Genomic DNA, 19210 nt, shown 5'->3' with positions numbered 1-19210 from the left:
GCGCAGGTTCGAGCACCGACGCGCTCGCCCTTTCCGAGCAGGCGTAGCTCTAACCCAAGGTCTTAGAACGAGAGCATGCGTCGAAGTCCGACACATAGATTTCGACGTGACCCTGCTGCATATCGCCTCTCACGATACTGCGCTGACGCGGGCCTCGAACGGGGGGGCCCCGAGCCGGGGAATGATCTAACCGCTTAGCGACGCGCAGGCGCAATGCGGGCTTTCTTGCTGTACGCTGGGTTTGCGATCACTTTGCTCGAGACGGCTGGCCGGCCGGGCTCGATCTCGTGCCGTCGGAGGTCGGGCGGATCGAACGGACTTTGTTGCTGCTTGATGGCTGGAGAGCCAGGGGCTCCGGCGGCGTGGCCAGGCGGGACTGAACAAGAGCGAGGCCCCTCACGCTCTCCCTCATGACTCCTCGGCGACGATGCGGTTACAGATATGGCCAAGCTCGCTGATCTCGACACGGACCTCGTCCCCGGGCTTGAGGAACTTGTCCAGCGCGATGCCGACACCTGATGGAGTGCCCGTCGTGATCAGATCGCCCGGCTCCAGGGTCATGACGGTCGAAAGGTATTCGATCTGTTCGTAGATGTTGTAGATCATGTCGCCGGTGGAGGAGCGCTGGCGTTCCTCGCCGTTGACGGTCAGGCTCAGCTCCAGCGCGAGGGGATCGGCGATCTCGTCGTCGGTGGTGAGCCAAGGCCCGACCGGCCCGTGCGTGTCGAATGACTTGCCAAGGGTGTAGGTGGGCGACCGGAACTGCCAGTCGCGCGCTGTCACGTCGTTGCACACCATGTATCCGGCGATGACCTCACGGGCGTTCTCGCGACGGACATGCCGGCAGCGCTTGCCGATGACGAAGGCGAGTTCGGCCTCGTAGTCGACCTGCTCGGAGTCCTTCGGGGCAACGACGTCGTCGTAGGGTCCGGTGATGCAGCTGACCTGCTTGTTGAACCAAAATTGGCTCTTTGGCGTCGGAATGCCTGCCGCCGCGGCTTCATCGGCGTGGGCCTTGTAGTTCATGCCGATCGCCAGAAATTTTTGGGGATCATCAATGGGCGCCTCGAGCCGGACCTCGGACAGAGGCAGACTCGGCGCGCTCGTCTGCTCGAGCTGGGGCTTCAGCGTCGGAAAGTCGGTGAGCAGGGCCCGCATCGAAGCGCCGCGACGCCCCAAGATGGCTGCAAGGTCGATGATCCGATCGCCTTCGATCTTGCCGATCGAAGTGACGCCGGCGTGGGTGAACCGGGCAAGTTTCATGACAGATCCTGAGTGCTTCTCCCGAGGCGAGCGCCCTGCGCGCCAGCCAGTTGGAGATTGACTACATCGTTCATTCATGACCGTATAGTCCAAAATAGGACGACGTCGCCTGGTCGCCTGCCCGTCGATGCGTGGTTCCGCAGCGCGAAGCCGGCCCGCGCGGCGGTTCGCCGACCGGGGAAGGAACCGTTAGGGATCAGCTGAAAATGAGCATCACCAAGGCTATCGACGTTGCGTTCGTGCGCTTTCGAGCGCCCGATCTCAATTTGATGCGCCGGTTCCTGCTGGATTTCGGGATGGCGGACGCCAAACCCGGCATGCCCGAGGGCGGGCCCATCTACATGCGCGGGGCGCAGGCCGGGCCCTTCATTCATGCCACCGAACAGGGCGATCCGGGCTTTGCGGGATACGGCATCTGGGTGAAGGACCGCGCTGACCTGGATCGCCTGGCTGCGCACGACCGTGTTCCGGTCGAAGCCCTCGAATCCCCGGGTGGGGGTTTTCGGGTGCGTCTCACCGACCCGGACGGTTTCACGGTCGACGTGGTCGCCGGCCAACAGATGGCCCCGATCATCTCACCCACAGCGAACGGCCCCTGGAACCAGAACGGCGAATATCCAAGGATCGGCGAGGTTCGTCGCCTGGAACGAGGCCCGGCCCACGTCTTGCGCCTGGGCCATGTCGTTTTGGCGGTGAAGGACTTCCGCAGGTCTGAAGCCTGGTACAAGGAGCGCTTCGGCCTGATCACGTCTGACGAAATTCAGCCGGCGCCTGGAGTGACGATCGGGGGCTTCATGCGATGCGATCGGGGTGAAGAGCCTTGTGACCATCACACCCTCTTCTTGTTCCAGGCCCCGCACGCGCCCGCATTCATGCACGCGGCGTTCGAGGTCCGCGACTTGGACGATCTGATGGTCGGGCACGACTACCTCGAGCGGGCTGGACACAAGCCATACTGGGGCGTCGGCCGCCATGTCCTCGGCAGCCAGGTGTTCGACTACTGGCTCGATCCGTGGGGCCACGAGATCGAGCACTGGACGGATGGCGACAAGATGCGCGCCGCGGACGGGGGCGGGATCGGGTCCCTCGCGCAACTGTTGAATGTCCAGTGGGGCATGCATATGCCTCCGATCCCCGGTCTGACGGACGCCCCCCCTGATGAACTGGACCGGGTCATTGGAAGCCACGCCTGAGGACCAGATGCGCCGCGACCGACGTCCGGTCATCTCCGACCTGGTAGCAGCCGAGGCCGCGGCTGGATGCGTTCGAACGCTCCAGCAAAGGATGCAAGCATGGATATGAAGAGCCTAAGGCTGAAGGCTACGCTGGTCGGCCTGACGCACTTGTTCCGCATGAAGGCGAAGTCGAGCCCGAGTTTCCGAGCCCATCTGGGGAAGCGGGACTGCGTGGTCCAGATCGGGTTGAAGGACAATTCGATCGCCCGCCACTACATCTTCCAGGGCGGCAGGGTGGCCTCACGCCGTGGTCCGCATCCCCGTGCGGATGTCACGATGATGTTCAAGGACGTCGACACCGCCGTGACGCTCCTGACCCCCCCGGTCAACTACGCGGAGACCGTCCACGCAGGGAAAAACTTCCGTGTGTTTCTCATGGGCGACGACGAGGCGATCGCCTGGTTCATGCAGCTGGCCAACAAGCTCGAGACCGATGCCTGGCGCTATGGCGAGGCGATGCGCGACGGTTCAACGCGCTACACCCAGATGACCAACGGCGGCCCGCTGCACGTCTACGTCAAGGACGGCAGGATCGTCCGCACCAACATCATCGAGTTCACGGAAGACGACCGTTGCGGTTGGACCTTGACGGCGAGGGGACGCACTTTCGCTCCGCGAAAGAAGGCCTTAGTGGCGCCTCACGCCTTGTCGATGAAAGCCAATGTCTATTCGGACAAGCGTCTGCTCCACCCGATGAAACGGATGGACTTCGACCCGAACGGGGAGCGCAACCCGCAGAACCGGGGAAAGTCGGGTTACGTTCGCATAAGCTGGGACGAAGCCCTGGAAATCGTTTCCAACGAGATCGTGCGACAGAAGCAGGCGCACGGTCCCGGGTCGATTGCGCTTGCCCACCCCTCGCATCACCAGTGGGGCAACGTCGGCTACTACCTGAGCGCCATGATGCGTTTCGGGAACGCGATCGGCGTGACCCGTGTGGTGCTGAATCCCGACTCCTGGGAAGGCTGGTACTGGGGCGCCATGCACCATTACGGCAACAGCATGCGTCTGGGCGCCACCGGGGGCTACGGCACCTTGGAGGACGCGCTGCAGAACTGTGAACTGATGATCTATTGGTCGTCGGACCCGGAGTCGCAGTTTGGCGCCTACGGCGGCACCGAGGCGAGCGAACGCCGGCTCTGGGCCAAAGAGCTCGGCATCAAGACCGTGCACATCAATCCCCATTACTGCCCGACCGCCTCGTTCGTCGGGGGCAAATGGTTACCGATCCGGCCCGGCACGGATACGGCGATGGCGCTCGCCATCATGAACGTGTGGATGAAGGAGGGGCTCTACGACCGGTGGTTCGTGGAGAACCGCACCACTGGCTTCGACGAGTGGAAGGCGTACGTCCTGGGCGTCACGGACGGAGTCGACAAGACCCCGGAATGGCAGGCGGCCGAGACCGGCATCTCGGCCCGAGAGGTGAGGGCGCTCGCCCGCGAGTGGGGTCGCAAGAAGACCTATCTGGGTTGCGGGGTGAATGGCGGAGGTTTCGGCGGGGCGTGCCGCAATGCGTCCGGCATCCAGTGGGCGCGCGCCATGGTGATGCTGATGGCCATGCAGGGGTGGGGAAAGCCCGGCGTCAACTTCGGCAACCTGTCGAACGGCGCGCCGGTGGACCTGGAATTCTACTTCCCGGGGTATGGCGAAGGCGGCATCTCGGGTGAGTTGATGGCGACCGGGTCGGCGACCAACAACTACGTGCGGATGCCGCACCTGCCCTCCGTCAATCCAGTCCAGCAGGCCATTCCGCGCCAGCGCCTGCCCGGGGCGATCCTGGATGGCTTCGCCGAGGGATACTTTCTCGAGCCGATGGCGGCCGAAAACCAGATGCGGCCGTTCTTCTATCCGGCGCCCGGCTATTCCAAGGTGCACATGCTCTACAAGTACGGCGCCTCCTACATGAGCACAATCAACGGCTCGTCGCGCTTCGAGCAGATGTACCAGTCACCGGAGCTGGAGTGCGTCGTCTCGCAAGCGATCTGGATGGAGGGCGAGACCCAGTTCGCCGACGTGATCCTGCCGGCCTGCACCCAGTTCGAACGCTTCGACATCGGTGAGTGGTCAAATTCCGGCGGCTTTGGCCTGCACTGGATGGCTCAGCTGAACCATCGGGTCATTGCGCTGCAGCACAAGTGCATCGAGCCGTTGGGCGAATCCAAGTCCGACTACCAGATCTTCTGGGACATCTGTAAGCGGCTCGGCCTCGGCTCCTATTATTCGGAGGGCAGCTCCGAGGAGGATTGGGTCCAGCGGGTATACAAGTCGACCGACCTGCCCAAGCACATTTCCTGGAAGAAATTTCTCAGGAAAGGCTACTTCGTCGTTCCCCCGGAAACCGAACAACGAAAAACCGGCGTCGACATGCGGTGGTTCTACGAAGGTCGGCCCAAGGACATCCCCGAACCGTATCCGCTGCCGGCCGGCTACAGCGGCCAGTTCCTCCATGGCCTGCAGACCCAGTCAGGCAAGTTCGAATTCGTGCCGAACTCTCTGAAGCGGCTGCAAGGAAACGAAGACCGGCCACCGGTTCTGCAATACACCCGCGCCTTCGAAGGACCTCACGCAGCCGCGCTTTACGCCAAGTATCCCTTGCAGCTGCTCATCGCTCACCAGCGCTTCAGCTTCCATACGGCGCAAGATGGCAAGTCGAGCGCGATCAACGACGTGCTCGACCATCGCGTGCTCAGAGACGGCCATTACTATCACATCGTCCGCATGGCGAGGCGGGACGCGGATACGCGGGGGATCGCCCATCACGACCTCGTCCGCGTGTTCAACGGCCGAGGATCGGTGATCTGCGCGGCAGATGTAACTGAGCGCTTGGCGCCCGGTGTCGCCCATTCCTACGAATCCTCGGCGCGATACGAGCCGATCGACGGCCCGGGAACGCCCGACCTTGGCGGCAGCATGAACCTGCTGTCGCCAGATCGGATGCAGGCGCGCGGCACGGTCGCTTCGGCCGGCTCGCTCTGCCTGGTGCAGATCGAGAAGTGGGAGCGTCCACAAGGCGTCGCCGCGTCCGAAGGCCAGCAGGAATTCGCATAGTGAAGAAGTGGAACCTCATCGTAGATGTCGATCGCTGCAACAACTGCAACAACTGCTTTTTGGCTGTGAAGGACGAGCACGGGGGGAACGATTTTCCTGGCTATGCCGCCCCGCAACCCGCCAAAGGCGCCCGCTGGTTCCGCGTGGAGCGCCAGGAGCGCGGCGCGGCCCCGATGATCGACGCCTCGCATTATCCGGTCGCCTGCAATCACTGTGACGACGGCCCCTGCATGAATGCCGAAACCGCCGACGTGGTCACCAAGCGGGCTGATGGCATCGTGATCATAGATCCCGTCCGAGCGAAGGGGCGCAAAGACATCGTCGGCATGTGCCCGTACGGGCATATTCATTGGAACGACGAACTGCAGCTTCCGCAGAACTGGATCTTCGAGGCGCACCTGCTCGACCAAGGCTGGAAGGAGCCGCGGGTTTCGCAGGTCTGTCCGACAGGCGCCCTCGAGGCGGTCAAGGTCGAGGACGCGGCGATGGCCGAGCGGGCGGCGCGGGGCGGCCTGCGAACCCTACGGCCCGAGCTCGGGACCAAGGCCCGGATCTACTATCGTCACTTCGATCGTGTCGATAAGGCCTTCATCGGCGGCTCCCTGGCCGAGGATCGCAACGGCGTCGAGGAATGCGCCCAAGGCGTCGAACTCGAGCTATGGCTGAATGGAATGCTGCTGCAGACCACCAAGACCGACGTGTTTGGCGACTACAAGTTCGAAAGCCTCGACCCTGGAGCCGGTGAATATGAGGTCCGCCTCGCTCAAGGCCGCACGGCGACCGGTTTGCCGGCCACGCTGACCCTTGAACGGAGCGAATACCTCGGGCTTGCCCGGCTCGCCTGAGGCGAATTAGAGCGGCGCTCTGATAGGATCAGAGCCCCGCTGTAGATTTTCGTTTTGGCGCGCTTTCTGGCGTCGAACCGGTATCCACTTCGCCGGAAAGCGCTCTAACGGACAAGCGCCATGGCGCGGCTGGCGACCGCCTCGGCGTCCCCGCGGGGAAGGCCCAGGGCGACCAGAAGGGCTTGGGCCAAACTTTCGCCGAGCACCCGCACCTTCTTCTTCTGGACGAGGTCCAGGGCGCGGTTCACGCCGCCTGTCAGCACGCTGAGCACCAACACAATTCCGGCTTCGTCGGCGATCCCTGTAAAACGGCCTGCTGCGACGCCGGCATGCACGTCGCCCCTCACGCCGGAATTACTCGGGGCGTTCGGGTCGGCGAAATGCGGCGTCATTCGCAGCAGCGTGCGAGCTTTGGTCGGATCCGCCAGCGCCCAATTGAGCATTGCGGCGAAGGCGCGTGCGACCCGTTCGGCGCAGTCCTCGATGCCGTCGTTCGTTTGGGCGATGCGTTGTTCGAGCTCCTCGCGAACCGCCTCCTCGACCTCGCGCACGAGCGCGTCCTTGTCGGTGAAGTAGTTGTAAAAGGTCCCCTTAGCGACGTCAGCGAGCGCCGCGATCTCGTCAACGTTTACGGCTTCCGCAGGCCGCACGGAGAGCAACTGCTCAGCGGCGCTCATCAACGCGCCGCGCGTGCGGGCCCGCCTGCGTTCCAGCCTCGGCGACGCCGCGGCAGGATTGGATCGGGTTGGAGTTTTCAACGACGACTCTCCTCGTAGATCGTCCGACTCTAGCGTGCGCCAAAGCGCCGCTGAAGGGATCGCACCGGCGACTTGTGGGGCGCCGGACGAAATTTTGCCTTGACAGTTCGCGGGTTCAATAGTGACTAGATCGTTCAAATCCGACCATATGGTCAAGTCCCGTTCGTCGATGACGGGCTTGGCGGATGGTCCGGGACGCGAGGAAACCGAGCGCGACGCGCTCTAGACCGACGAGCCGGACGTTGATGCCCACAGCGGCTACCCGATTGAGCGAAGGTGGCCCCTCTGTCGCGGCAGAGCGCGCGGCAGGATGGGCGCAGGGATGGTCCCTCGTGGCCACTGCCTGGTTGGCTGTAATCGCGACGTCTCTGATATCGCCGGTCCTGCCACGGATGGCGACGCATTTCTCCCGGGTCGGCCACGCCTCTGACCTGATCCAGTTCACGATCGCGCTTCCGGCCTTGTTCGTGGCCGTGCTTGCCGCGCCGTTGGGACATCTCGCCGACAAGGTCGGACGCCGGCCGGTCCTGCTTGTCGCTTTGGCAGCCTACGGTGTGTTCGGGATGGCGCCGCTGTTCCTGGACTCGCTGCCCCTGATCCTGGTGAGCCGCTGCGGGGTCGGGGCGGCTGAGGCGGCGGTGATTACAGCGTCCACGGCGCTGCTCGGAGACTACTTTCAGGGCGCAAGCAGAGAGCGGTGGTTCGCCGCGCAGATGGGCTCGGCCAATCTGGTCGCGGTGGGTGTCCTCGCGCTCGGCGGGGCTCTGGGGGAGATCAGCTGGCGGGCGCCCTTCGTGGTCTACGCCTTGCCGTTCCTTCTGGCGGTACTCGTGCTGTCCCTGACCTGGGAGCCGGTGCGGGCGCCGGCGCACGCTGACGGGGCGGCAAGGGCGACTGGGCCCGATGGCGGTGGGCTGGCCTGGCGTCGTCTGCTCCTGAGCTCGGCTGTGACGGCGTTCGGCTCGATGGCCTTCTATGTGGTGGTGATCCAGTTCTCGTTCATCATGACCTCACGGGGCTACGCTTCCCCGGCGCAGATCGGCATGGGCGCGGCCCTGGCCGCCGTCGGTGTGCCGGTCGGTTCGGTCGCTTTCCGGATGCTGGCGAAGGTAGGCGTGGCGCTCAAGCTGCTGATCGCCTTCATGGTCGCGGCGGTTGGCTTTGTCCTGATCGCCCTTGGGCCTACCTATTTCGCCATCGTCTTGGGAGCGGCCATCAACGGGCTCGGCTGCGGGATATACCTGCCGACCCTGTTGACCTCGGCGCTGACGGGATTGCGCCTCGACCAGCGCGGCCGCGGCTCGGGAATCTGGCAAGCCGCCTTCTTCCTCGGGCAGTTCCTCAGCCCCATCAGCGTCATCCAGCTCTCGAGCCTGTTCGGCGGCACGCCCCCGGCGGTCTTGTTCTACGCCGCTCTTTGCGGCGTAGGAGGCTTGATCGCGCTCTCGGCGGCTGCGGTGTCCAGCCGATCCCCTCGCGATCCAGGAGAGTGACAATGACGTTCGTGTTCAAGTCCGGGGCCCGCTACCGCATGCCCGTTGTGTTCGGGCCCGCGCCAGGTCCGCGCCAGCACCCGGAAGGCCGGATGTGGACCCGCGAGGAGGCGGGCACGATGAGCGCGGAATGGATGAAGGTCGCCTACCGCACCGACGCCGCCAAGCTGGGGGCGCTGCTTCCGCCCGGCTTTTCCCTGCGCGGGGATCCGATAGTCTCTGTCTCCTGCGCTTGGTTCAAGAACCTGTATTGGCTGGCAGGCCGCGGCTACGGCATCCTGGCGGTCGATTTCCCCGTCACCTACCAGGGAAAGACCGAGCGCCACGACGGCGCCTTCTGCCCCGTCCTGTGGGAAGGCCAGCCTGAGGCGATCACCACGGGGCGAGAGGAACTGGGCTTCTCCAAGCTATACGCCGATTTCACCGAGATCGTCCGGGACAAGGAAAGGGGCTCGGCGGCATGCCAGGCGTCCTGGTTCGGCCATACCTTCTTCGAGATCGAGCTGAACGAAATGGTCGAAGAAGTCGCTCCGGACAGGAAGCTGCCTGGCTCGGGTGGCGGTGCGCAGCTCTATTACAAATATATGCCCAGTACGAGCCCCGGCGGATGCGATGGCGCGGACCTGGCCTACGTCACAACGGCGGCGCCGCTGCCGGGTACCGCAGTCAGGGCTCAGAACATCAACTTCGACGAGTTCGAGTTCCGCAAGTGGAACGCAAAGGGCTCGCTGCGCTGGACGCGAGCAACCTTCGAACAGATGCCGCTGTCGTTCCACGTCGTCAACGGCATGTCGGACCTGCCTATCCTGGAATTCGTCGACGCCGAAATGGTGGCCTTCAGTGGCCCGGGGATCGGCATTTCAATGAACGGCATGCGAGCGATCGAGCCGGCATGACCGCCGCCTGAGCTTTTCGAGATAGGGATCCCGGCGCCTCCCTCCCGTCGCCGGCGTCTTGGCCGGCTCTCGGATTGGATCCCAGGGCCGGCCATTTTTTGGATGTGACCTTTCGCGCGGGCCGTGAAAACGCGGTTCATGTTGGCGCGGGTCGGATTCGAATCCGTCTCGAAATGGAGCGTTCAAATCAGCCCGTAGAGGAAAATGAGCCGCGGATCGGTGATCCGCGGCTCCAGTACGATTCCTCTCATGCCTCAGGTTAGCTGCGAGGAACCGTGCGCCACGCCTGTCCAAGCTTCGTTTGCGCGCCGGTGGTCGGATGTTCGGGGCGGGCCCCCGACCGCATCAGAACGGGTACCGCGCCGGTTCCCCTCCAGCGGTCATCCACTGCCACTGGGTGAATTCTTCCCAATTGGTGGTGCTGCCAAACCGCGAGCCATTGCCGGACTGTCCCATGCCGCCGAACGGAATGCCCGGCAGATCGGAGATCGTCTGGTCGTTGATGTGCACCATGCCGGCCTTGATGCGCCGAGCCAGCTTCAGACCGCGCTCGAGCGAACCGGTTTGGATGGCGCTGGAAAGGCCGTATTCGGTGTCGTTGGCGATCCGGATCGCGTCATCCTCATCCTCCGCCGCCACGACGGGCGCGACCGGCCCGAAGATTTCGAGATGATATGCGGGAACTTGGGGATTCACGTTGCTGAGAACGGTCGGATGGTAGAAGGGGCCCTCAAAAGTCCCGCCCGTCACCAGGTTGGCGCCTGCCGCTACGGAGTTCCGCACGATTTCGTCCACGCGCGCCAGCTGCTTGGCGTTGATGATCGGCCCGATCGCGATGTCGGTTGAAAGAAGCGGATTGCCGACTTTCAACTGCCGCGCCTTTCGGCTGAGGATTTCCAGATAGTCGTCGAGGACCTTGCGATGCACGATGTGTCGCCCGCTGGCCATGCAGATTTGGCCCTGGTGCAGGAACGACCCCCAGGCGCCGGCCGAGGCGGCGGCTTCGAGGTCGGCATCGTCCAGGACGATGAAGGGACTCTTGCCACCCAGTTCGAGACCGACCTTCTTCAAGTGGAGGCCACTCAGTTCGCCCACACGACGGCCGACCGTCGTGGATCCGGTGAAGGTGATCAGCCGCGTCTCGGGCGTCGTGATCAAGGCCTCGCCGACGTCGGCTCCGCCGTTGACGACGCTGAACACCCCCGGGGGCACCCCGGCCTCTTCGAAGATGCGCGCGATCACGGCGCCGCCCACGATCGGTGTCTGGGGATCGGGCTTGAGAATCACAGCGTTGCCTAGCGCCACGGCAGGCGCGACCGACCGCATGGCCAGGAGCATCGGAAAGTTCCACGGCGTGATCACGCCGACGAGGCCGAGCGGCACGCGCCGAGCAAAACTCAGCTTAGAGCGGTCGGGGTGGGCGAGTATCTGGCCCTCGGGCGCAATCAACAGCGCAGCTGAATGGATCAGCTCGCCTATGGTCCCAGCCAGCTCCGTTTCGGCCTTGCCACGCACCCCCCCCGTCTCGCGCATGATCATACCGATGAGCTGATCACGCTCCTGCTCGAACAGATCGGCGGCGCGACGCATGATCGTGGCGCGTTCCTCGGCCGGCGTGTCCGCCCAGGCGGCTTGAGCCCGCATGGCCCTTTCCGCGATCGCGCCGAGGCTTGCCGGATCGGAAAGGCCCACCAGGCCGAGCACCTCGCCCGTGGCCGGTTCGTGAACCGCAATGGTCCCCGTGGCTTGCCGCCAAGTCCCGTCAAACAACTTCTCTGACCAGGTTTCGGGAGCCAGGAGGCTGGCGGCGTTGTTCATCGTTATCTCCAACGGGATCGAGTTATTCACGAGGCGGAATTGGATGCCTCCGACGCCAAACCGGCGGCCGTGCTTGACGCAGGCCGCGGGGCGAGGTCGCAACTTGCCGCAGAATGGAAGCCGCGCGCGCTGGAAACCAGCGGGCGGAATTGGCCAGCTCGTCCGGCGCCTTGTTCGGATTCTCCGCGCCGGTGTTCGCGTCTGAGGGCGCGCGGCGGCGATCCAAATCGGCGGCTGCAGCATCTCTCGGGCCGCCAAATTCCGTCGTCTGGTTTGGGGCTCCGGAAAAGGTCCGTAGTGTATCGACAGAAAGAGTGGGAGAGACGCCATGGACGAAAAGAGCATTCTGGAGGCTAACAAACAGGCCGTTGCTCGTTTCATGGAGCTCCTGGTCGATCCTAACAAATCTGACCAAGTGGCGGATTTTATTACGGAATCATACATACAGCATAATCCGAACATCCCGTCCGGCAGGCAGGCCATCATCGATTTCACCAAGTCGGAACGCGCCCAGACCGCGCGCGACGAGATGCGCCCGGCAGGCAGGCCGGTGTTGGTCGCGGAGGGCGACCTCGTCGTGATGATGCTGCCGCGCAAGGTTCCGCACCCCACGCGCCCGGGCGAGTTCTACAATTCCTACTGGTTCGACATGTGGCGGATCGAGAACGGCAAGTTGGCCGAACATTGGGACGCGGCGCCGCTGGAGCCGTAGGGCCTGGTGTTGCAATCGGACCGGCCGCCCTCGAGAGGCGGCGCGGCATAGTCGATCGCCTTACGTCCTTCATCGCTGAAGTTGTGCGGGGTCGAGGCGAGGGAGCACGAGGGGAACTCATGGATTTAGGACTCGAGGGTAAGCGCGTTCTCGTCACGGGCAGCAGTTCGGGTATCGGCGAGGCGATCGCTCGCCTCCTAGCTGCCGAAGGCGCGACCGTGGTGGTGCATGGCCGCGACGCGGCTCGAACTGAAGCCGTGCGCCGCGAAATCGAGTCCCGCGGCGGCGCGGCCATCATGGTTACGGCGGATCTGACGGCCGAAGAAGCAGTGCGGCCCATGCTGGACGCCATCGAGGCGGACGTCGGGGGAGTCGATATCCTGGTGAACAATGCCGGCGGCCGTCCGAAAGGCTGGACCCACGACGGCTGGACTGGCCAGGGCGCCGAGACCTGGGCCGAAACCTACGCCTTGAACGTCGTAGCATCCGCGCGGCTGATTGATGCCCTTGTCCCAGGGATGGTGGAGCGGGGTTGGGGCCGCTGCATTCAGATCTCGAGCGCGATCGCTCTGCACCAGCCGCCGCTGTTTCCTGATTACCAGGCGGCAAAGGCCGCGGAGATCAACCTTTCGCGGAGCCTGTCACGTTCCCTAGCGGGGACAGGCGTCACTTCCAACTCGATCAGCTGTGGCGTCATTCACTCGCCCGGCTCGCAGAACGAATTGCTTGGAATAGCACGCGTGCAGGGCCTCGGAGAGGATTGGAGGCCCGTCGAGCGCAAGATCGCGCTCGAGGTTTTCGGCCAATCCGTCGGGCGCATCGGGCGGGGAGACGACATCGCCGCGACGGTCGCATTCCTTGCCAGTCGCCAGGCCGACTACATCACTGGAATCAATATCGTGGCGGATGGCGGGGTGTAACAACCTCGGCCGGGACTCACGATCGAGAGGCCCTTATGAGTAAATTGCATGATGTGGCTGCGCAGCCCTCCTCGGCCAAAACCCTGGCCCTCGTGGCGGTGAGTGGGCTGTGCATGGCGTTTGGCGTAGCCGCCTTCTTCATTGGCACCTTCCCGCTGTTCCTGCGCCCGGTGTCGCAAGAGCTTGGCTGGGGTGCGGCAACCTTTCCTCAAGCCCTCGTCGTATGCGGCTTGTCGGGCGCTCTGGCCGGCCCGGCGATCGGAGCCCTCATCGACAAGGTCGGTGTCCGCACCGTGCTGGTATGGGGTATGGCGTGTTGGGGGGCCGCATTGTTTTCGATGTCCTTTCTGACCCACAGCATTGTTCAGCTTTACCTTATCAGCATGGTTCTTGGCGTCGCCAGCAGCGCCTGCGGTCCGGTCGCTTTGACCAAGCTTGTCTCAGAACACGTCCAACGAGCTCGGGGCGTGGCCTTGGGCTTCGTCATGAGCATCGGGCCCGCGATTGGCACCGCGGCGGCGGTGACCGCCGCGCACTGGCTGCTCGGCGTGATGGAATGGCGCAAGGCCTATGGGGTATTAGGGGGCACGATCGTTCTGCTTGTGGCGCCGCTGGCCGTATCGCTGGCGGTATTGCTGCCTGGGCGATCGAAGGCGGCAGGCGCGGCCACTGCGGCCCTCGGGCCTTCCGTCGAAGGCGGCTACACAAGTGGCCAGGCCCTAAGGTCGCGGGAGTTCTGGATCGTGGTCGGCTTCGCCGTGCTCGTCTGCGGCGCCATCAACAGCTTCGTAGGGCATTTCGTCGCTTGGTGCGCCGAGCGCGGCCTCGGCGAGGGCGTGGCGACGATGGCCCTGTCCGCCTTTTCATTGGCCGGAGCAACCGGACCATTGCTTGCGGGCGCACTCGCTGATCGGGTTGCCGACCCGCGATTACTGTCTGTCTTTCTTCTGCTCCCAGTGGCTGGTTTCTGCCTCGCGTTGTTCGGACCGCCTGACATGATCATCCCCGCGCTCGTACTCCTGGGCGTGGGGTTCAGCGCAATAACGGGGCTGACCCCCTTTCTGACCACCCGCTATTTCGGTCTTGGGCATTCGGGCCAGATATTCGGCCTCATCCTCGGCCTCTGCACTTTGGCGATGGGGCTGGGACCGGTTGTGCTCGGGGTGGCCCGCGATGCCTTCGGGTCCTATCGGCCAGCCCTGCCCAGCTTGGTCGTCGCGACCGCCGCAGCGGTGCTGATCGGCTTGGCGCTGCCGAGATACCGGTTCGCGCAGAGCGCCCGCCCAGACGCGCTGAGACCACGGCCAACCCCTGCCGGGAACGCACATAAATAGTGAAAGCGCCGTCTGGTTTTCGGGCCGCGTCTGTCCACACTAGGATGGCGTCCGTTCAAACCGTATCGCAGTCGGGCAGGGAGGAGCACGAGATTGCAGAGTCAGTCTATGCCGTCTCATCATATTCTTGTTGTTGACGACGACTTCTTGGTCAGAAGCCACGCGGTCGAATCGCTCGAGAAGGCGGGTTTCCGGGTGGTTGAGGCGTTTGGCACCGCTGCTGGGCTAGCCGCGCTGAAGGATAACCCTGGTATTAAACTCGTCTGCACCGACGTGAACATGCCAGGGGAACTCAACGGAATGGACCTGGCGATGTCTGTGCGAGCCCATCATGGCACATGGAGGTAATCGTCATGTCCGGATGCGTTGAAAGGCCGAATCTCCCACCGGACATACCCCTCCTTGGGGAGCCGTTCCTTTCAAGCTGGCTCGTGGATCTTGCTTGGGAACAGTTGAACGCCCTGCATATGAATTTCCCTCACGTCTTGGAGCGTGAGCGGTCCGGGCGCTTCGGATAGTTCGCTAGACAAGCAACGCGGGGGTTTCGCCCCGAGATCAGGGGGGGCGCTGAAGCAATGTCGTTGCCTTGCCTCTCACTTTGCGATGCGCTCAGCTATTGGCCCCCTGGGCGACCCAGGCTGCGGCGGCTGCAGCTACATCGTGCCCCGCCTCTCCCGGCAGGGCGCGCACCGAACGTTGGGCGCGGCGCGCCTGGCCAGTCTCTAAAGAAACCTGAATGGGATAAAGTCTATGGCCTCAGCTTCCCCGATGCACGAATCCGTCCATTCAAGTCCTGAAGGCCGACTCATCAGGGACCGTATGCGCGACCTGATCCCGCTGATCCGCCAGCATGCGTCCGAAGGCGAGCGCATTGGGTGCCTGCCGCCAGCGACCCTTGCGGCGATGCACGAGACGGGCGTGTTCCAGGTTTCGGCGCCCCTCGAGCATGGCGGCTACGCCTTGGGAGCAAGGGACCTGGCAGAGATTGTCGCCAACGTCGCGCAGGGCGATGGCTCTGCAGCTTGGATCGTGATGATCGCCTCCGGATTCGCGCGGGTGATGCTAACGTTCCCCGACGAGACCGTTGCCGCCGTCTATGGCCGCGCCTCGCAATGGCCCGGACCCGTCGTGGCCAGCGCATCGCTGTTCTCTGACCGGATCCAGAAGGGCCGCCCAATCGACGGCGGCTATATCATTGAGGCGGGCGGCAAGTGGGCTTTCGGCAGCGGATGCAAACACGCCGCGTTCATGGTCGTCGGCGTTGAGGTCGAGGAGACGCCTGGTGTCCCAACCCGGCTGATGGTTCTTCTGGAGAAGGGGCAGTACCGGATTATCGACGACTGGCAGGTCATGGGCATGTCCGGTTCCTCCAGCAATAGTGTCGCCGTCGATGAGGACGTGTTCGTGCCGGCATCGCGTGTCGTTCCTCTCGCCGAATTGCCGCAGCGTCTCGATGGCCTGCGTCAGCGCTTCGGCGGCCAGGGTTACAAGCTCGATGCCCTCGGTCTGATGTTGATCGTCGCCATGGAAACGATGGCCATCACCGTGGGCATGGCTCGGGGCGCCTTCGATTGCTTTGTGGAGCAGGCCCGGGCGCGCAAGCCGTTCAACTTGCCTTACGAGAAGGTCGCCGATGCGCCGTCGGTGCAAGTCGTGGCCGGCAAGGTCAAGGCAATGATCAACGCGGCTCAGGCTCTGATCTTCGAACGCGCAGCCTATATCGACCGCAAAGCCAACGGGGGCGAGGCCTTTTCCCCAGCAGAGGAAGCCGAAATCATGATGGATTTCGTCCATGCAGGGAACGTCTGCGGCGCCGCCCTCGACATGATGCAGATTGCGCTCGGCTCATCGACCGTCAGTCTGAGCAATCCCATTCAGCGGTTTGTGCGGGACGCCCGAGTGGCCCTCACCCACGGTTCGACCCGATTGGATCCGGCCGCGGAAATCAGCGGGCGTCAGTTGCTGGGGCATGCGCCTTTCGCAAGTTTCGCTGCGGCCGTTCCGGGTGTGGCCAAGGCGGAAAAGGAGGCGAAGCTCGCCTAGCGGCGAGTGCGCCCAATCGCCCTAGGCGATCGCAAGGACTTCACCAGCGGATCGCAGTGTTTTAGCCTCCTGCCACCCCGGGGTCGGTAATAGATAAAAAATCGGGGGGAGGAGGAAAGGCTAGCGTGAGTGATGATCTGTCCGTGACGCTGTCGCCCTTGCAAGCTCATCAGCTTGAATCTGCTCATCGGCGATAGTGGATGAGCGCCAGCATCATCAATTTTCACACTCGCTTCCTCGTTCGGGATTCGTACGCGCCTATGGACGGCCCCGACAGCAGCGAGATTTCCGATCTTTGCGCCAGTGTGGTCGGAAATGACGACGCTCGTTCGAAGCTTCCGCTGCTGCTGGCCCGCCACCTGGAGGAACGCTTCATCCTGGCGGGCTGGCCCGTCGGGCGCATCTTCGGCTCGGAGCCGGAACTCACCAGTCAGTGCCGGGTCGGCCGTGATGTCATGCGCGAGGCGGTGCGAATTCTGGAGGGGCGCGGCTGTGCGCGCATGAAGCGCGGTCCGCAAGGCGGCCTGGAAATCCTCCGGCCATCGGTCCACCATCTGCATCAAGCCTTGCTGGACTACGCCAGTCTGACAGCCGTTGCTCCAGGCGCGATTGTTCGCGCCTGGGTGACGTTACACCTGACGGCGGGACGGCTGCTCTTCCTGCGGGGTGGATGCAAGCCCTTGCAGTCGCTGCTTGCGCGCCATGCTGAAAAGGACATCTTCGATCCTCGAGCCATGTGCTCAGAATTGATCGAGAAGAGCGGCTCAAAGCTGCTGGGAATTCTCGTCGATTGTCTGACGCCGTTTCTTACCGAGCCGTTCGGTTCGCGTGCGACGTCCCGCGACTTGCAAGGGGTCACCGCCAAGCTCGCTCAAGAAGCCGGTCGGAAGCCCTCGACGGCCCCCAGCAGGCTTCGTGTGCTGCTGCACCAGGTCGGCATGGCCTGCCTGGACCGTAGGCAGCGTCCCTTTGGCATCAGCGGCTTGGCCAATGAGCAAAGGCTCGCCGCCGCCGTTGTTCGCGAGTTGATGCGAGGAAAGGATGCGGAGTCCTGGGCGCAGGGCATCTTGTTGGGCAACGAATTCGACCTCTGCGACCGCTTTGGGGTGGACAAGAGCGTTGTCCGCCAAGCCATCCGCATAATGGAGGCCTCGGAAATCGCCGACGCTCGGGCGGGCCGCGGCAGGGGCTTGGTCAGCCGACGTCCGAGCACCGCTCCGCTCAGTCGCCAGCTGTGCAGCTTCATTGCGAGCCGGGCCATCGCCGTCGGGGAGGTCGAGCGGCTCGTCGAGGCGCTCGAAATGGAGATCGCCGGCATGGCCGCGAGACGTATCGGCTCGGATGAGGTGCAGCTCGTCAACGCCCTGTTGATGGACCTGGCCGCTCTGCGCACGAGCGTTCCGATCGGAGCCTTGCAGAGGTTCGAACGGTTTCAGCACGGCGCAGCGAAGAGCGCGTTTCTCAGCGCTTTCCTCGATGGCGCCAAGGCTTATCTGTCGTGGAATTTGGTCGGGGAAGTCATCGCGCCCCCGCCGATCGCCGCGCTCTATGCCGATCATACGGCTAAGGTCTATGACGCGATCCGTTCCCGCGATTCCGCCAGGGCTATGGAGCGTCAGTACGATAAGCTGCTCGCGCTTCGCGCATCCCTCCGCTCGCAAAGCGAGTTCAACCAATTGCGCGAGATTGGCTGAGGCGCATTTTGGCGTTCGCGGGCGAACGCTACACTGCCATTCTAGGCCCATAGGCCCATAGGTTCCGCGTACGCCTGCATCTCTCGGGGAGCGAGGCTGCTCTTCTGCATGTTCCATGCAGCCAGCGCGCCCAGGCTGCGCCGGAGCAATCCCAGCGCGGGATGGGGCGCAGCGTGGTAATGATCCTGGGGGACCGGCTCGGTCCGAGAACCACGGTCCGCTTGGGAGGCTGCCTCTTCGTTCAGCCACTCGACGGCCTCCTGGATTTCCTGGAGGGAGACCTGCATGGCGCTGAAATGGCAGCAGATGAGTTGACAGAGGCTGTCTGGCGTCGCTGCTAGCGCCATGAGGCCATGTCCGCGACCTGGAATGCTCACGGCTACGCCGGCGGCTTCGAGCACGCGGAGCGCCTGACGCATCACGCCTCGATCTACCTGATATTGCTCGCAAAGCCCGGCTTCGCTGGCCAGCACCTGTCCCGCGAGCCACCCGCCAGCCTGCCGGCGAAGCATCAGATCATGCACGATCTGGCCGACTCGCGTCGAACCCAAGGCAGGCGGAGTGGAGGAACTGAGTTCGAGCGCTCCGGGTCGATCCAGCACCTCGAGACAATACCCGTAAAAAGCGAGAATGCGGTTCGCCCCGAGCTTGGGGGGCAGGGTCGGCTCCAGGCGCCCCGCGGCGGCCAATGGCCGGGCCGGGAGCCGGGCGAACCTGCAATAGCCCCAGACCATGTCCCGTACGAGATCCGCAGGCGGGGTCGAGGTCTGCAGGCCGCCCATCCGCCCCCTGCGCATACGCGCGGTGCCGCGAAGCTCCAGAATGCGAGCAGCTTCACGCACGCGATTGCGGCTTACCCCGAACTGCGCCGCCAGCTCGTCTTCACGACCATAGCAGCGTCCCTTCGACCAGCCGTCGAGGATGAAGCGTTGTTCGAGTTGGCGCGCGATCGCGACGGCGCTTGCGGCCTTTGAACCGGCGTCGGCGATCGGGTGAGGCGCAGAAGCGCGGTGGCCGGTCGTCGCGACATGTCTGGCAGGTGACCTTGCGGAAAGGGCGGACACGAACAGCTCCTGTTCTCGCGGCGCGGTCAAGAATTCGCGGCGAAGCTTGCAGCCCGCATTGTCGGGGGCATGACCTGATTTGGC

The 19210-nt window shown here is 63.9% G+C and carries 15 protein-coding genes; 11 read left to right on the top strand and 4 right to left on the bottom strand.

The annotated features are described in order from the left end of the window. Positions 1 to 408: 408 nt before the first annotated feature. A complete protein-coding gene (locus tag KCG34_RS10325; RefSeq protein ID WP_211940270.1) occupies positions 409 to 1263 on the bottom strand; it encodes a fumarylacetoacetate hydrolase family protein in 855 nt (284 codons plus the stop codon). Positions 1264 to 1469: 206 nt separating this feature from the next. On the opposite strand from KCG34_RS10325, the gene KCG34_RS10320 reads away from it, so the two are divergent. From KCG34_RS10320 to KCG34_RS10310, 3 genes are all read left to right on the top strand, one after another. After that, complete coding sequence (locus KCG34_RS10320; protein ID WP_211940269.1) at positions 1470 to 2456, top strand: VOC family protein; 987 nt, start codon at positions 1470 to 1472, stop codon at positions 2454 to 2456. Between the two features lie 99 nt (positions 2457 to 2555). Beyond that, positions 2556 to 5549 carry a molybdopterin-dependent oxidoreductase gene (locus KCG34_RS10315; protein ID WP_211940268.1) on the top strand — a complete coding sequence of 998 codons (2994 nt, stop codon included), beginning with the start codon at positions 2556 to 2558 and terminating at the stop codon, positions 5547 to 5549. Between the two features lie 173 nt (positions 5550 to 5722). After that, positions 5723 to 6394: a 4Fe-4S dicluster domain-containing protein gene (locus tag KCG34_RS10310; RefSeq protein ID WP_211940267.1), complete on the top strand. Its 672-nt coding sequence runs from the start codon at positions 5723 to 5725 to the stop codon at positions 6392 to 6394. A gap of 104 nt (positions 6395 to 6498) precedes the next feature. On the opposite strand, the gene KCG34_RS10305 is transcribed toward KCG34_RS10310, so the two are convergent. Then, entirely contained in the window at positions 6499 to 7071 is a 573-nt protein-coding gene (locus tag KCG34_RS10305) for a TetR/AcrR family transcriptional regulator (RefSeq protein ID WP_211940266.1), read from the bottom strand. 347 nt (positions 7072 to 7418) lie between these two features. Between KCG34_RS10305 and KCG34_RS10300 the strand changes: the two genes are divergently transcribed. After that, a complete protein-coding gene (locus KCG34_RS10300) occupies positions 7419 to 8645 on the top strand; it encodes an MFS transporter (protein WP_211940265.1) in 1227 nt (408 codons plus the stop codon). A 2-nt stretch (positions 8646 to 8647) separates the two neighbouring features. After that, positions 8648 to 9541: an acetoacetate decarboxylase family protein gene (locus tag KCG34_RS10295; protein WP_211940264.1), complete on the top strand. Its 894-nt coding sequence runs from the start codon at positions 8648 to 8650 to the stop codon at positions 9539 to 9541. Between the two features lie 345 nt (positions 9542 to 9886). Here KCG34_RS10295 and KCG34_RS10290 read toward each other — a convergent pair whose 3' ends face one another. After that, a complete protein-coding gene (locus KCG34_RS10290) occupies positions 9887 to 11359 on the bottom strand; it encodes an aldehyde dehydrogenase family protein (protein ID WP_211940263.1) in 1473 nt (490 codons plus the stop codon). Positions 11360 to 11687: 328 nt separating this feature from the next. On the opposite strand from KCG34_RS10290, the gene KCG34_RS10285 reads away from it, so the two are divergent. From KCG34_RS10285 to KCG34_RS10260, 6 genes are all read left to right on the top strand, one after another. Beyond that, positions 11688 to 12071, top strand: a complete 384-nt coding sequence (locus tag KCG34_RS10285) for a nuclear transport factor 2 family protein (protein WP_211940262.1) — start codon at positions 11688 to 11690, stop codon at positions 12069 to 12071. Positions 12072 to 12190: 119 nt separating this feature from the next. After that, positions 12191 to 12991 (top strand): SDR family NAD(P)-dependent oxidoreductase, encoded by an 801-nt coding sequence (locus KCG34_RS10280; RefSeq protein WP_211940261.1) that lies wholly within the window; start codon positions 12191 to 12193, stop codon positions 12989 to 12991. A gap of 35 nt (positions 12992 to 13026) precedes the next feature. Further along, entirely contained in the window at positions 13027 to 14325 is a 1299-nt protein-coding gene (locus tag KCG34_RS10275) for an MFS transporter (protein ID WP_211940260.1), read from the top strand. Positions 14326 to 14433: 108 nt separating this feature from the next. Beyond that, entirely contained in the window at positions 14434 to 14673 is a 240-nt protein-coding gene (locus KCG34_RS26125) for a response regulator (RefSeq protein ID WP_367576034.1), read from the top strand. A 471-nt stretch (positions 14674 to 15144) separates the two neighbouring features. Further along, entirely contained in the window at positions 15145 to 16368 is a 1224-nt protein-coding gene (locus KCG34_RS10265) for an acyl-CoA dehydrogenase family protein (protein ID WP_249138294.1), read from the top strand. Positions 16369 to 16568: 200 nt separating this feature from the next. Then, complete coding sequence (locus tag KCG34_RS10260; RefSeq protein ID WP_211940257.1) at positions 16569 to 18062, top strand: FCD domain-containing protein; 1494 nt, start codon at positions 16569 to 16571, stop codon at positions 18060 to 18062. A 41-nt stretch (positions 18063 to 18103) separates the two neighbouring features. On the opposite strand, the gene KCG34_RS10255 is transcribed toward KCG34_RS10260, so the two are convergent. Continuing rightward, positions 18104 to 19126, bottom strand: a complete 1023-nt coding sequence (locus KCG34_RS10255; protein ID WP_211940256.1) for a GntR family transcriptional regulator — start codon at positions 19124 to 19126, stop codon at positions 18104 to 18106. Positions 19127 to 19210 lie beyond the last annotated feature (84 nt).

The organism is Phenylobacterium montanum (assembly GCF_018135625.1).
GTDB lineage: Bacteria > Pseudomonadota > Alphaproteobacteria > Caulobacterales > Caulobacteraceae > Poindextera > Poindextera montana.
This window is presented reverse-complemented; position numbering and strand designations above follow the sequence as displayed.